Source organism: Paenibacillus sp. FSL H8-0282, assembly GCF_037963825.1.
Classification (GTDB): Bacteria; Bacillota; Bacilli; order Paenibacillales; family Paenibacillaceae; genus Paenibacillus_AQ; species Paenibacillus_AQ odorifer.
Map to the genome: position 1 here is coordinate 3,380,327 of NZ_CP150146.1, position 14,770 is coordinate 3,395,096.

9 protein-coding genes are annotated in these 14,770 nt (G+C 41.8%); 7 read left to right on the plus strand and 2 right to left on the minus strand.

Going from position 1 to position 14,770, the window contains the following annotated elements; all coding sequences use genetic code 11:
• Positions 1–297: 297 nt before the first annotated feature.
• The 3 genes from NST94_RS14845 to NST94_RS14855 are packed head-to-tail and all read left to right on the plus strand — an operon-like array spanning position 298 to position 6,517.
• On the plus strand, positions 298–1,395 hold the full coding sequence (locus NST94_RS14845; protein WP_280752981.1) for a hypothetical protein: 1,098 nt from the start codon (positions 298–300) through the stop codon (positions 1,393–1,395).
• 25 nt (positions 1,396–1,420) lie between these two features.
• Positions 1,421–6,346, plus strand: coding sequence for an S-layer homology domain-containing protein (locus tag NST94_RS14850; protein ID WP_339282110.1), 4,926 nt, complete (start codon positions 1,421–1,423; stop codon positions 6,344–6,346).
• A 30-nt stretch (positions 6,347–6,376) separates the two neighbouring features.
• The gene (locus NST94_RS14855; RefSeq protein WP_248548295.1) at positions 6,377–6,517 is read left to right on the plus strand and encodes a hypothetical protein; all 141 of its coding nucleotides are present in this window, start codon (positions 6,377–6,379) and stop codon (positions 6,515–6,517) included.
• A gap of 117 nt (positions 6,518–6,634) precedes the next feature.
• Here NST94_RS14855 and NST94_RS14860 read toward each other — a convergent pair whose 3' ends face one another.
• Together NST94_RS14860 and NST94_RS14865 are read right to left on the minus strand one after the other, a co-directional pair.
• The gene (locus NST94_RS14860) at positions 6,635–9,376 is read right to left on the minus strand and encodes a hypothetical protein (RefSeq protein WP_339282111.1); all 2,742 of its coding nucleotides are present in this window, start codon (positions 9,374–9,376) and stop codon (positions 6,635–6,637) included.
• Positions 9,377–9,444: 68 nt separating this feature from the next.
• Positions 9,445–10,341 carry a 2-dehydropantoate 2-reductase N-terminal domain-containing protein gene (locus NST94_RS14865; RefSeq protein WP_339282112.1) on the minus strand — a complete coding sequence of 299 codons (897 nt, stop codon included), beginning with the start codon at positions 10,339–10,341 and terminating at the stop codon, positions 9,445–9,447.
• A 161-nt stretch (positions 10,342–10,502) separates the two neighbouring features.
• On the opposite strand from NST94_RS14865, the gene NST94_RS14870 reads away from it, so the two are divergent.
• From NST94_RS14870 to NST94_RS14885, 4 genes are all read left to right on the plus strand, one after another.
• The gene (locus NST94_RS14870) at positions 10,503–11,078 is read left to right on the plus strand and encodes a TetR/AcrR family transcriptional regulator (protein WP_280752984.1); all 576 of its coding nucleotides are present in this window, start codon (positions 10,503–10,505) and stop codon (positions 11,076–11,078) included.
• A 597-nt stretch (positions 11,079–11,675) separates the two neighbouring features.
• Positions 11,676–12,239: a TetR/AcrR family transcriptional regulator gene (locus tag NST94_RS14875; RefSeq protein ID WP_076306557.1), complete on the plus strand. Its 564-nt coding sequence runs from the start codon at positions 11,676–11,678 to the stop codon at positions 12,237–12,239.
• 25 nt (positions 12,240–12,264) lie between these two features.
• A complete protein-coding gene (locus tag NST94_RS14880; protein WP_339282113.1) occupies positions 12,265–13,500 on the plus strand; it encodes an MFS transporter in 1,236 nt (411 codons plus the stop codon).
• 5 nt (positions 13,501–13,505) lie between these two features.
• On the plus strand, positions 13,506–14,717 hold the full coding sequence (locus NST94_RS14885) for an FAD-dependent monooxygenase (protein WP_339282114.1): 1,212 nt from the start codon (positions 13,506–13,508) through the stop codon (positions 14,715–14,717).
• Positions 14,718–14,770 lie beyond the last annotated feature (53 nt).

Genomic DNA, 14,770 nt, shown 5'->3' on the forward strand with positions numbered 1-14,770 from the left:
CTATAAATCACTCCGATCCCGTAATTGCATGGATATCATGCTTGATATACAACAATCTGCTGCTCAATCCCGACAAACGCGCTGAATTCCTGCACATTGTACAACATTCCACGTTCGAATACGTAACTTCTCTATTCTCCGCAGCATTTTTTATGGGGCGAAAACTGGCCTTTACGGTCAAATCGTGAAATGGCAAACCATTTCGCAGCTTTCTCGCCTGTTATTTCAAGGTAAACATGTCTAATATCGAAGAGAATGAAAGCGCTTAACACCAAGGAAGAGAGGAGGAATCAATATATGACTCTAAAACTTCATTCCAAAAGAAATCAGCTAATCGTTATTCTGACCGCTCTGTTAGCAGGAAGCCTGCTGCTGATTGGTGCGAAGAAGTTGCAAGATCCACAAGCAGAAGAAATGCTTCTGACCCTTAACGGGCAGGAGGCCACAGCAGCGGAGTTCAACTGGCATCTTCAAATGAATCGGGCACTGATTGTTGATTATTTTAAACAAACTTACAACGCCGACTATTCAAAAGACTTCTGGTCTGCCTACTATTCCGGCGAAAATCCAATGCAGAAATGGATCAATACAGCTCAAACTCAGCTTTTGACGAAGCGGATGGAGCTACAGCTTGCTCAAGAAGCAGGAGTCGTAACGGATATCAGTTTTGAAGGTTTTCTCAAGGAAATGGAGCGCGAGAATAATCGGCGGAGTCAGGCAGCAGCGAATAAGGAGGTGGTGTATGGTCCTCTTCATCTGGAGGCGCAGGCCTATTTCAGTTATTACATGAGCAACCTTGAGGAAGCCACGATTGAGGCAATGCGCAGTAACGGAAGTATCGTGATTTCAGACGAACAGGTGAAATTGGAATATGCAGCAAATCTAATTGCGAAATATTCTCTGCCGGGAACGATTCGTCTGGAATGGGCAACGCTTCCCTTTGGCCCAGAAACAGAGTACAAAGATCAGCAAAAAGCCTTAGAAAGAATGGAAAAGCTCCATGCAATAGCAACAGCGACAGCAGCAACAGATTCTTCAGGCACAGGCTTCCAAGACCAGGCAAAAGAGTTTGGCGTAAACGTTGGCGAGGTGAAAATAACAAGTGCTTCACGGCGAACAGCAGCTCTGGAAAATCCAAAGGTATTGCTTACCGCAGAGCAACTGGCGCCGGGAGAGATTAGCAGTTTGTTTGCTGAAAATGGGGCTATCCATCTACTTTACTGCCTGTCGGCAGATGATGCAGCTGTTCAGCCGCTCGATCATGTGAAGGATGCCATCGCACTGAATTTGGCGCAGCAGAAGTATAGATCCATTGTGGACGAAAAGCTGTCCGAAGCTGTCGTGGAATGGAATTACCCGATGGCTGAAGGTCTCGCAAACCAAACCATCCAATAAATGTTCAAGGGGGAATAATACAATAATGTTCAAAAAACTCGTAAAATCACTGCTTATAATGGTGCTGATCTTCACAGCGCTGCTTCCCGTAATGGGCGTTTCTGCCCATTCTGAAGAGACGAATGCCGATGATTTCTCAACCCTACCGGCAGCGGAACACAGGTCCGAGAACTGGCTAATTGACAGTAGTAATCCTCAATTTTTCGGAGGAGATGCAGCCCGGCTGGTCAGAACCTCCACGGAGACTGGCTATGCCATTTACCCTTTGACTGGAGTTCAGTCGTTTACGCTTCAAGCGTATTATTTCTCTGGTTCCACGGCTGTTATCAAGTTCTACGGATCGCCAGATGCAGATATCTGGACGGAGCTTCCAGCCATCAACGACAGTCCCACCGCAACCGGTTCTGGCTGGTACGGAACAGTATATACACCCTCGGGGGCGCTGCCGGATGGTGTCAATTATGTCAAAATTGAAGTCAGTGGTGACCTCGATACCTGGCTGATGCAGCTTGGGCACCTTACGCTCTCCAATGTGTCGCTTGCACCACAAACGATTGTTGATGAGCTTGACGACATTGCACAGCTTTATACACACAGTACAAATTGGTCTTTAGATACAAGCAATCCCGCTTTTTTTGGTGGAGATCATTCTCGTGCGGTGAGAACAGCAGACTCAGCAGAATCACTCGTGTACCATTTGCATAATCTGCAACATTTCACAGCCCGCATGCATTCCTTTGCCGGGTCTAGCGGGACTATCAAGTTCTATGGTTCGGCGGATGCATCCACTTGGACAGAACTTTCTGCTGTTCATGAACCTCCACAGGCCACTGGTGATGCGGCTTGGACCGGGACGAATTATACTCCGGCACAGGGGATTCCTTCCGGACTTCATTACTTAAAAATAGAACTTAGCGGTGATTCCGCACCCTGGCTGATGCAACTAGGATCGGTCACCTTATCCAACCGCTTGCCTGGAGATGGAGGGAGCAGCGGTGGAGACGGAGAATATTATGTGGATTCATTTGCAGGCAGCGACAACAACGATGGAAAAACACCGGAGACTGCCTGGAAGACCTTTTCTATAGTGAATCAGACTACCTTTGAGGCTGGGGATCGGATTTTATTAAAGAAGGGTGGAATCTGGAACGAACAATTATATCCTAAGGGCAGCGGCACAGATGAAGAACCGATTACAATATCTGCCTATGGGAGTGGAAGCAAACCGATTATCAATGGTGGAGGCATGGCCGGAGCAGCTGTATACCTACGTAACGCCTCGAACTGGGTGATTCGGGATCTTGAGGTCACTAATTATGCTTCCGAGAGGGGAACTGTTTACCGGGAAGGTATTATGGTGGAGAATGCTAATGGAGGAACATTAAGTAATATCCGCATTCAGGATAACTATGTCCATGATGTATCAAGCAGTTTCCGTTATCCGACGGTTTCCGGAGCCGAAGGTGGCCCGCATGCGTTTGGAGGTATCTCCGTATATGTGGGCGGAACGACGGGCACGGACAAGTTCGATGGGGTATGGATCGAGGGCAATACAGTGGAACGGATAGGCCGGACCGGTATTGTGGTATGGGATCAGCGTTTTAACGGAGCAGACTATGCTACGGTCAATGTTACGATCCGTGGAAATTATGTCAAACAAGCCGACAGCGACGGTATTCTCACCTTCGGTGCGGATGGAGCGGTGATTGAGCATAACATAGCGGAGGAAGGCGGAAATTATTCCGAAGAAGGCGAGTTTAACGGCTCTGCCGCAATTTGGCCGACTCGCGGCAAGAATAATATCGTCCAGTTCAATGAGTCTTTTAACACGAACAAACCAGAGGGAGATGGTCAAGGCTTCAATCTGGATATCGATACGATGGACAGTGTGGTTCAATATAATTACAGCCATGGCAACAAAGGCGGATTCATGCTTTTTGTCGATGCCCGTTTGACTCCAGGCGTGCTGACAGGCTCCTCTAACAATGTAGTCAGATACAACATCAGCCAGAATGATCTAACGCATACGTTTAATTTTGCAGGCGGGGTTACGCCAGATACACAAATCTATAACAATACTATCTATATCGGAGCTGGGCAAAACACCAAAATTATCGATCATGAATGGGATGACGCAGGAAATATTAACGCTCCATATTCTTTTAGGAACAATCTGGTCTACAACCTTGGTCAAGGAGGTTATAATCTGCCAGGGGTGAACGGTAGCTTCGACCATAATCTATTATATGGCAACCATCCAGTAAGCGAGCCGGAAAATACCAATCCTATCACAGCAAATCCACTCTTAGTTGCTCAGGGCACCGCCGGAATGGGCTGGAATACAGTGGACGGTTACAAGCTGAGAGAGGGGTCTCCTGCACTTGGGGCCGGTGCTGTCATTGCAGACAACGGTGGGCGGGACTACTGGGGCAATCCCGTTTCAGCAGCAACTCCACCGAATATTGGAGCTTATAATGGACCCGGACTTGATCCTGCTACGCTTCCAGAAGCCCCTGTAGATGATCTGCGACTATATTTTCAAGGTTTAAAAATTGCTCCTCATATTACAGATGGTAATAACGGCGGCATGTCGCTACAACTTCAATTTACGAACAGTTCCAGTGTGGATCCTCTGAGAATTAAAAAGATTTCCTGGACCCTAGGGGAAGAGACTGGTCAGATCAGCGGTAGTGAATCGCAATTGTCTGAAATTGCCCCAAATAGTGGATTTACTTATTCAATTCCACTGCCGGGATTCTCTGAAGGGGTTAAATATCCTCTTGAGTTGACAGTTGACCTTGAAGGTTATGAGACAGTTCACCTCAAGCAAAACATAGATATTAACCGGATGCAGCATCAGGCCGATACACGAAGTCCAGCTCTGATTGATCTTGCGGACGGAACCCCTTTGCTCAACGGATATAAGGGTGCGGATGATCTTAGTGGAACAGCGCAACTACGCTGGGATGAAGAACACATTTATTTGACCGCCGATATCCGCGATGATGTATTCAGCCATAATGCCGCCGGGATTAATATTTGGCAAAATGACAGTATTCAGTTCAGTCTTGCTCCCGGTGTACCGGGCGATAGTCAATCCTGGTATGAATACGGAATCTCGCAAACCCCAGAGGGGCCGCAAATATATCGTTGGCTGTCCATGAAAGGTGCAGCTACCGGAGTGTTGACTAAGGGAACTTTAAGTGTGACCAGAGATGAGGCGACCAAGGTTACCTCATATGCACTGGCACTACCTTGGAGCGAAATAAGCCCGATCCGTCCAGCGGCGAGCGATATCTTAAGCTTCAGCATGCTGGTTAACGATAATGATGGCGCGGGTCGAAAAGGATATATTGAATGGGGATCAGGCATTGGCGCTGCGAAGGACGCCTCACTTTTCCGCACCTTCCAGTTTATGAACGTAGAAGGTGAAGAAGAGACCCCACTGAGTGATAATGCCGATTTGAGCGTTTTGAGTATGGACGGTACAGACATCCCTGGGTTTGACCGTAAGAAACTGACCTATACAATAAATGTGCCCTTTTCCAAGACAGCGGTGGCTGTAACTGGGACACCTTCTGATGCAGAAGCCAAATTGACGGTAACAGGCGGAAGTGAGCTTAAGGTAGGAGATAACAGAATCGATGTTAAAGTTACCGCTGCGAACGGCATAACAACTATGACATACACTTTGAATGTAGTGCGGAGTGAAGAAGGTGGGGGAACAGATACGCCCGGCAATTCGTCCGGCAGCAATAATAGTGGCAACACAAATGAGAGTAGTGGAGGAAAAATAGTTAATCCAGTGAATATAATTTCAGCGGGCCGTATTCGCATTCAGGGTTCACCCGGTGCTAAAGGAATGAAAATTGCACAGCTTCCCACAGGAGAACTCCAAAAAGCGATGAAGGGAGTGCAAGATGGAGCTTTAGTACTTGAGCTTGCTGAAGAGGATGCGACTGCCAGTGGTGTGGCTTTTCAAGTGCCCATTCCCGAACTAAAAGATAATGTTACTTCCCTAACTGTAAAAGCAGGTGCTGCCACAATAACACTTCCAATTAACACTTTAGGTGAGAATATTCCAGAGGGTGCCCGGCAGTTGGAGCTATCTATCCATTTTGTTGATGCGTCAACCCTTCCAGTTGCCTTAAAAGAGAAATGGAAAACGCATGCTTTGTTCCGGATCTCAATGACGGTAGACGGTAAGTCCAAAGAAACATTAAGCCCTTCTGCGGCAATGAAGGTATCATTTGGATATGAATTAAACCTTGGTGAAGTCCCACATCAAGCCATCGTCTACTCTGTTACCGGCGAGGGAGTGGCCGAAGTGGTCAAAAACTCCAAATACGTATCAGGAACAGGCAAAACAACGTTTACAACAAGGGATTTTGGACTCTATGCTGCAGCTAATGCAAATATCCACTTCTCCGATGTTGATTCAGGCTCCACAGTCATCTTGGAAACTTTGGCTTCCCGTGATCTTATTCATGGCACAGGCGGGGGTAAATTCGAGCCTGCCCGGCAAATTACAAGAGCGGAATTTGTTCAACTGTTAGTATCAGCGCTAGAACTTCAAGCCGAGAGTAGCAGTACTTTCAAAGATGTGGGTTCAAATGCTTGGTATTACCAAGCTGTCTCAACAGCTCAGGCGCTAAAGCTTGTTAACGGACGTAGCGAAGGCGTATTTGCCGCAAAAGAACCTATTTCCCGCCAAGAAATGGCTGTTATTCTGTTTCGCGCTCTGAGCTTAACTGCTCTCCAGTCGGATATCTCCGGCAAGGCAGCAACTTTTGCCGATGAGAATCAAATCGGTTCTTACGCGATGGATGCGGTTGAGTACCTGCGGGAGACAGGAATAGTCAACGGTTATACCGACGGTACCTTCAGACCACTGAGCCTGACCACACGTGCGGAAGCCGCTGCTTTAATTTACAGAGTAATGGAATTGTAAGCACCACAAAAGAGCTGGAGCCAAGTTCACTTGGCTCTAGCTCTTTTTGCTTTCGGAAATGATAGTTGGGATGGTGACGGCAGTTTCAAAATCACGATGAATCTGGCTGAGCTGGTGAACAGCAGCGGGATCACACGTAGCAAAGAAATGACCGTAGTCGTTAAGGAATAGAACAGGGACAAAAAATCACAAATTCAGGCAACCAGTCGCCGAAAAAACAGGGATGACTGGTTGCCTTTTTTGAGTTATAAACTGCATTATAAGGGAACTGGAATCTTGAATATTCCTTTAATTACTATACTTTTTCAAAGCATCTGCCATATTCAATTTATATTGATCTACTTTTTTTAAATTATCGATAGTTGCTACAACCATTTGGAAAAGATACTCAGATGTTCCTCCTAATTTTAGATTGTTACGTATTAAATTCATTACAATGTCCAAAACGATTGATGACGGAATGAGGACATCTGTAAGTCTAAACGTATGAGAAAAGGATTGTGACCCTAAAGGCCATGGTAAGTCAATCGAAAAAGAAACCGGCACTTTAATATCCAATTTGAAATTTTTCATATTTAAACCTTTTTCAAGTTGATTCTGGATCTCCCCAAAAATATAATCGTTAAAAATCTCAGAAAATTTTGTAAAAGTAAAGTCGGAAACGTCTCGGCAAAGATCCACGAGCTTACGAGGATTGAACTTGATTTCTTTCACTGTCATAACAACAGGAGGGATGATTGCTTCTTGAATTATAGCTTCGACTGCTCCTCTTAACCCTTTGAAAAATTCATCTTTTACTTTACCGGCACCGATTAGAGAAAAAATGTTAAACGTTAATATGTCAGCGGCTTTTTCAGCGATTTCCATTACCGGTTCAATCAGTTCTTTCATTAGTTTTTCTTGCATCAGCTTAGTTATGAAATCGGTAATAGTATTTAATATCTTGGCTATTTCATTTAGCCAGTGTTCGATTATGGCGAGTAGTTCATCGATCAAGGCTTGAAACAACGCTGGAATCAGTTTTAGAGCGAATTGAATCATATGATCAGTTAAATGATTTATCAATATTGTGGCTATTGCTTCTATTTCAGCCATTTGAGGCATCCACATCGGATCGCTTTGCAAATGGTTGGCGAAGTCCACGGCGTTACCTTTTATTGGAGTAAATATGTTTAGAGCATTTTCAAAAAGCTGTTCTTGTGCTTCAGGTGTCAAAGGCGCTACCATTTCCGCAATAATTTTAACAGCTGCCTCCAACGGTTTCTTTAAAATATCTTGAGCTCCAAGTGGTCCAAGAACATTTGCAGCCTGACCTGCAGCTTCGCGAAGAAGACCCTCGATTTGTTCATTAACTGAAGTCTGAATTCCGTCCATGACATGAATAACGTTTCTTCCAAGCATTGTGAGTAATACGCTGGATAATGCTTCTTGCATAGTTTTTATGTCAAAATTTTGAAATCCATTAACGATCTCTGGAATCAGAACATCAGAAGTCAGTTGTATGCAGGGAATCAGGGCTTGCTCAAACAGTATCTTAATCTCTTCCTCGCCAGCCAAAGTGTTCGAGATTGCAGTTTTTCTAGCACTTATTTCCGTATCCACATAATGATCGAAAGCTTGGTTTATGGCTCCAAGCGTTGATCTAAAAGAGTTTTCCCCTGTAGTCGAAGGAAATGAGGGACTAAATAAGAACTTCATTGCATCTTGGGCAGTTCCTGAAACGGCAGGTTTCAGAATTGCTGCTATCTCCCGAACGCTATCTACATGTTGAATGGCAATCGTCAAAGGTTTATCAAGTAGAAATGAAAGAAGATCCCCCTGGTTCAAATTTGTGTCAGACGGACGGTTCAAATCTGTATTAATTGCACTTTTGACAGCGGGAGGAGGTTGGTAAGACAATTGTGCCGTAAAAGTAGGGATGGTTGCTTTATCTGCAGCTTGCACTGCAAGGGGGAGCAACAAAGCTGATACCCACAAAGCAGAAATACTTCGGACAAACTCCTTCTTAAGCTGTTCGTTTTGAATTAATGCTGATAATGAATCTAAACGAACAAAGATTTCATGGTTATCCGGCACTAACTGAAAAGAATTAAAACCTTTCAGGGTTTGAATGACTTCTGTGGTTTGTTCAGCTGGTAAAGAAGAAAGGCCAATTAAACGAAGAATCTCTTCCTTAAAGAACACATTCATAGTCAAGAAGAACAACGATTGGAATTGCCCCCCAATAAATGTAAGAACGGTTTGCGCTAGTTTTTCGGTATTGCTCCCGGTACCTTCATTTAATTGTCTACTGACCTCATAGGCTGATTTCACTCCTATCCTCAGCATAGTACCGAGCATTAATGCTTGTTCCTGCTGTGTGTCAATAGCTTTATTAACAATGCCCTCAATTAAGCCGTTCCCATAACGATTGACCAGTTTTGCAGGATCGGGGAATTTAAAATTGATGCCACCTCTATAGCCACCCCCCGCAATAAATCCCATTCCCGCCTCATAGACAAATTGGAATCCAGATTCCCCTAGAGTAGCTGTCTTATGTAAATTACCAAGCATAACAAAATTGGCATACGCCATAAAACCAACCGCAAATTGGGCGTACAAATAACCTTCGAGCTCTGATTCTTCTAACAATAGCTCAATCAATTCACCGGATAAACCATTTCCTGACGGTTTATTCTTCAGGATTTTCAATAACTCTTTAACGGTCATATTCATGCTTAATCCAGCCGCTACCGCCGCTTTAAGAACGGCTTGAAGTCGTCCAGCTAGCCCGGCTTCGTCGAATAGATCCAGGGGCGTTTGTATCTGTACTTGGAGAAGAAGTGAAACTTCGGCACTCCCCAATATTTTTAATTCAGCCCATTTATTTAATAAATTATTGATTTGTGCCATAGCCTGTGCGCCTAACTTATAGTTCATTCCTCTTCTCAAGCTACCCTGGCCCGCAACTAAGGTCTGTCCCTGAATATTTCCCCAGTTTTGAGTTGTTGTACTTTGTTGAAAGATCTGCTGATCTTGATTCAGTGGCAATCTAACACCTCCATATTTACGTTGTTTTAGTATTAAGTAATATGGGCTATGAACTCATTTGATAACTTTTATGGAAAAATTTGCTTGGACAAAAACGAAAACTTCTCATGAAACTTTTCATCCAATAACATTATTTCTGCTTTTCTGCTGATAGCTTGGTTTCCAAACTTAACATCAATGATAAATTCATCACTCAGCATCTGCCGATACCGGGATATAATCTCTTCTTCCATCAATTCTCCCATTGACTTCGTTTCGGTCGGGATTACAGGGATTCCAGCTTGCTCTACCAAGTGAAGATTTTGTTTGATATCTGTAGCTACTTTGCTAAGAATGCTTTCACTTATTGCTGTCTCAATATCTACCATTCCTTCATTCGTATAAAAATGCTTGTTGACTGCAGCGAGTGCAGCATGTGAAACATGAAATGCTTGAATATCTTTTTGTATTTCATAATGCATTTCAGCTGTTTCGAATATCAAAGCAAGCTCCTTAACTCTTTCGGTCGTTTGTCCATTTATTTCACCAAAATAAGTTTTGGAACCAAATTGAGCGTATAAAATATCCTCTTTAATGTCTCCACCTGCACCAGGGAAACCTGGAAGTAACCGATCACCTACGATCTCTAGCCAGGAATTATAACCAATAGTGTTGGTCAGTGTAATTATTGTTTTGCTCTGATTATTTTTGATCGCAGACAGGGCAGATTCTGCCTGATCATATCGTACAGGAACAAAGATAAAATCATAGATGTCATCATCTGCAAGCTTTTCGACCGTCTTAATGGATAGTTGCTTTATCCTTCCGTTGTCGTTGTATCTCAAACCCTTCCGCTTAAGTTCATCCAGCCTTTTTCCCCGAGCCAGTAAAGTGACGTCAAACCCCGATTGTGCAAATCTAAGAGCGTATAAACTGCCAATTGCGCCAGCGCCAAATATTAGAAGTCTATTTTGTTTTATATTCACTATTATCATTCCTTCCTACTAACTAGTCACTGATTGTTTAAGCAACATCTGTTTGATAAGATAATAGTATGGCAAGATTATGCTTACAACCGTCATTATAAGAAAAGAGTTGCATAGACAACACATTCCGATAATTGATGTTTTAGAAAGGGGAAACTCAGATGGTACATCAAGAAGATCCGAGAGTATTACGGACTCGCCAGTTAATAAGAGAAGCTTTCAGAAATCTTTTACAGACTAAAGGATTTGATTCAATGACAATAAAAGATATCTCACAGAAAGCTACGATAAACCGGGCTACTTTTTATGCTCATTATGAAGATAAATATGCTTTACTCGATGAATTTACAGAACAGTCTTTTCATCAAATGATTCCTGAACAAGTAATTAATGCACGGGAGTTTTCAGATGAAATATGTAACCAGTTGATCTTGTTGACTCATCAGTACATTGTTGATTTTTATCAGAAATGCAGAATGGATTCCAAATCCATTGCTAAGCTGGTGGATGAGAAAGTGAAAAATATGCTGCAGCAAATCATTGAAAACATATTTTTGAAAGGGGTTAATTACGATATTGCAGACCGCCAACATATAAAGATCATTTCAGCAATGACAGGTTCAGCGATCTATGGCGCTGCATTTTCTTGGTTAATTGAGGGAGAGGCTGATCAGACCGATTTACTTGTGGACATTGTTCGTCCTTATGTAATGAGTGGCCTGGGACTCTTGATATGATAGAATAGGAGCGCTTACAAGTATTACTCTTGAGACAAGTCCCACGAACATTAAAATTTAATCACTTCGCCAAGATTTTTAGAAAGGTGGAACCTATGGTTGATTTTGACTGGTCATTTTGGGAGACTGTATTACTTTATTTCAAGCTCATTTTTTTCGAATCACCAGTAGGTATAATTATCGTAATTATTTTTGTTATTATTTTTATTATGTTTATAGTTGATAAAATCAAGAGAAAAAGAACAAAGAAAAAACAATGATTAACTTAGCTTTGATATCCATGATTTATAAGTGAAAATTTAAATAAAAAGGATCATATTGTACATATCGCACATATTTAATCAGTCATCGAATCCTTAATTGCAAATATCCACGAAAACTAACGCTTCGGACCATTCCGAAGCGTTAGTTTTTGTATGCGCAAGTTATGTTTCGTCATCTAACGTATGCCTAAATCCAGAAAATAATAATTTTCAAATTAACTATTTTAAATTTTATGAAAATGATATAAGATAGTGTAACGAATGATACGATACGTATCGTTCTATAATTACATCCTTTTAATAACTTAAATAACATCTAGGAGGTGAAATAAATATGAACGTGAAAAACAAAGAACCTCGAAGTAAAAAGGAGATTCTTACTGCAACTCTTGAAATGTTAGAATCCAACAGTTATTCATCTTTAACGATTGAGGCGATTGCAGCACAAGCTGGAGTAGGCAAAACAACCATCTATAGATGGTGGGAAAACAAAGCACGTCTTGTACTGGACGCTTTTCTAATGACCGTAGAATCAGAGTTTGAATTTGATAGTAATAAATCCATTCAGGATAACTTCAAACAACAGCTTGAAGCTTTAGCTCGTATCCTCAATAGCAAAATCGGGAAATCCACTTTAACTATAGTTACAGAGAGCGAAGAAATCGCGAAAGATTTTTACGTATTGTTTTTAATGACAAAAAGAAATGAAGCCAAACAATTACTCCAAGCAGCCATAGATAAGGGAGAATTGAAACCAGCAATCAACCTTGATATAACTTTAGATCTGCTTTATGGTCCCATATACTTTCAAATTCTCATCTATAAACAAATTCCGGATGCGGATTACATAAACGATTTGTTGATCCATGTCTTGGAAGGCATCACTGTTGCAAATTAATAGTAAACCGGGGGATATTTACTTTATGAATCAGACGATAGACGTTCAGAATTACAATAAGAACTATTCATTAATGACGATTATTTTATTTTGGTGTGGTTTAGTTATTTTAACTAGCATGTATATTACAATTCCATTATCCGAAGTATTTTCACATGCCTTTCAGATTAGCTCGAGTGAGGCGGCTTGGATTGGGAGTTCATTTTCTCTTTGTTATGCTCTGGGCTGTCTTTTGTATGGACCTTTTTCAGACAGATATGGACGTAAAGTATTTTTAGTAGCCAGCATTATTGGGTTAACCGTAGTTACGCTTGCATTAGGATTTGTGGATAGTTTTTACGGGCTTATTATGCTCAGAGGAGTGCAAGGCCTAGTGGCTGCTGCTTTTGCACCTATTGCGCTAGTGTATGCAGGGGAGATGTTCCCGCCTCATAAAAGACTAACAGCCGTTGGATTTATAAGCTCAGGACTGTTAATGGCAGGTATAGTAGGTCAGGTTTTTAGTGGGATTGTTAACGAAGCTCTTGGCTGGCGTGCTATTTTCTTTATTTTGGGGATTGTGTATGGTATTACTTCAGTAATAGTAATGAGGTTCCTTCCTAAAGATGAAATGCTAAGACCGAAAGAAAATGTTCTGCGGAAGTTTAAACAAATGACAATTCTGCTAAAACAATCACAATTGCTTTTGGCTTTTGCGATAACCTTTATGCTTCTATTAACTTTAGTTGGCATGTACACCGTTTTGGGAAGTTATTTAAGCTCAGCTAAGTTTGGTCTTTCCTCACAGGATATCCTTTATATTCGTGCATTTGGAATCGCGGGGATGCTTTTATCACCCTTTTCCGGAAGAATTGCTCAAAAACTTGGAATGGCCGCTGTTCTAAGGAGAGGCTTAGCTTTAGCTGCAATTGGGTTGCTTGCTCTAGGTTTTAGTACGAACCTGCCACTTCTTGTCCTAATGAGCGTTGTATTTGTGGCTGGTATCGCGCTGGTAACTCCCGTTATCATCTCAATCGTCAGTCAATTAGGGGGAAATGCAAGAGGGTCTGCGATTTCATTCAATGCATTTATTCTATTCCTAGGCGCTAGCACAGGCCCGATATTAGCTTTGAAATTACTAAAAACAGAAAATTATTCGTTATCCTTTACTATATTAGGTTCTATTCTTTTATTAGGTTTTTTAATCTCTCTTTTTCTTAGATTATCGGCTAGGGTTCCAGTAGTGAAAAATGAACGGGCTGCTACTTTACCCACAGAGTGATAGGAATGAATAAAGAAACGGAGATTTGCATTGTTGGTGGTGGACCTTCTGGTCTCTTTCTAGGGCTGCTGTTAGCCAAAAACGGAATTAGAGTTACCGTACTGGAAAGTCAAACAAGCTTTAATCGCAAGTTCAGAGGAGAAGTTCTTCAGCCTCGATTTGTAAGGCTCATGAAAGAGTTGAATCTGGAACAGCGTCTTGAAAAGTATGAGCATATAAAATTATTTAATGCTGAAATATGGAATAATAAGAAATATATCACTCAAATTGATTATGAAAAAGAAATGCCGGAGGCACCTTACGCAATTAAAATAAAACAATCCGTCCTGTTAACTTTTCTTTATGATCTGGCAAAGGATTATAGTAATTTTGAGCTCATTTTTAACGCAAAGGTCACTTCAACTATTAAAAGTGCAAATCGAACAGTCGGAGTAAACGCCTTAGTAGATGGACAAATGACTGCGATCCATGCTTCTTTAGTAGTCGGAGCGGATGGACGGATGTCCACGGTTAGGAAGACAAGCGATTTTTCTTTTAAGTATAAAAAAGAAGATTTTGATTTAATCTGGTGCAAAATATCGACTAATGAGTTCAAGCTAAATCAAAAACTCCTTTTCAGATTGTCTGATTTTAGTAACTTCATAGGGCTTCCTTATTCTTCTGATTGTGTGCAGATAGGTTTTACAATGAGGAAAGACCAATGGAATTCCATAAAAAGCAAAGGCATCGAACCATTAAAGCTTGAATTCATAAAGGCCTTTCCTGAGCTTAAAGAAGACATTGAAAAGATCATTGATTTCAAATCGTTTGTTTCTATCCAATCAGAGACTTTTATGGTGGACAATTGGCATAATAAGGGTTGTATTCTAATCGGTGATTCTGCACATTGTTCCTCACCACTCGGAGCTATCGGATTGTCCTTGGCTTTTGAAACAGCGCTGGTCGCTGCTGAACTTATTGTTGCATCAAAATTAGAGCCAAATCATGAATACAAGTGTTTAGATCGTTTGCAGCCCATTCGTAATCGGGAAATTCGTTTTGTGCATTTTGCTCAACAGTTGATAATCAGCATGGCCGTTAAATCCCCTAAAGGGGTTAAAAAATTCTCGCTAGCCTGCATGAAACTGATGGGAAATAGCAGGATCGCAAGATATTTAATGCGGAGATTCTTTTTAGGGAGTCCTAAAATAACGGTTGATAATGCCTTCAAATTTTAGCGCAGCCTCATTCCTAAGTAGAGTTCATTGGGAATGAGGTTATTTTAATTTGC

What these genes read in the sequence shown, in the direction of transcription:
- NST94_RS14870 (WP_280752984.1), top strand. Translation starts at nt 10,503, where the DNA reads ATGGTACATCAAGAAGATCCGAGAGTATTACGGACTCGCCAGTTAATA.
- NST94_RS14880 (WP_339282113.1), top strand. Translation starts at nt 12,265, where the DNA reads ATGAATCAGACGATAGACGTTCAGAATTACAATAAGAACTATTCATTA.
- NST94_RS14850 (WP_339282110.1), top strand. Translation starts at nt 1,421, where the DNA reads ATGTTCAAAAAACTCGTAAAATCACTGCTTATAATGGTGCTGATCTTC.
- NST94_RS14875 (WP_076306557.1), top strand. Translation starts at nt 11,676, where the DNA reads ATGAACGTGAAAAACAAAGAACCTCGAAGTAAAAAGGAGATTCTTACT.
- NST94_RS14885 (WP_339282114.1), top strand. Translation starts at nt 13,506, where the DNA reads ATGAATAAAGAAACGGAGATTTGCATTGTTGGTGGTGGACCTTCTGGT.
- NST94_RS14845 (WP_280752981.1), top strand. Translation starts at nt 298, where the DNA reads ATGACTCTAAAACTTCATTCCAAAAGAAATCAGCTAATCGTTATTCTG.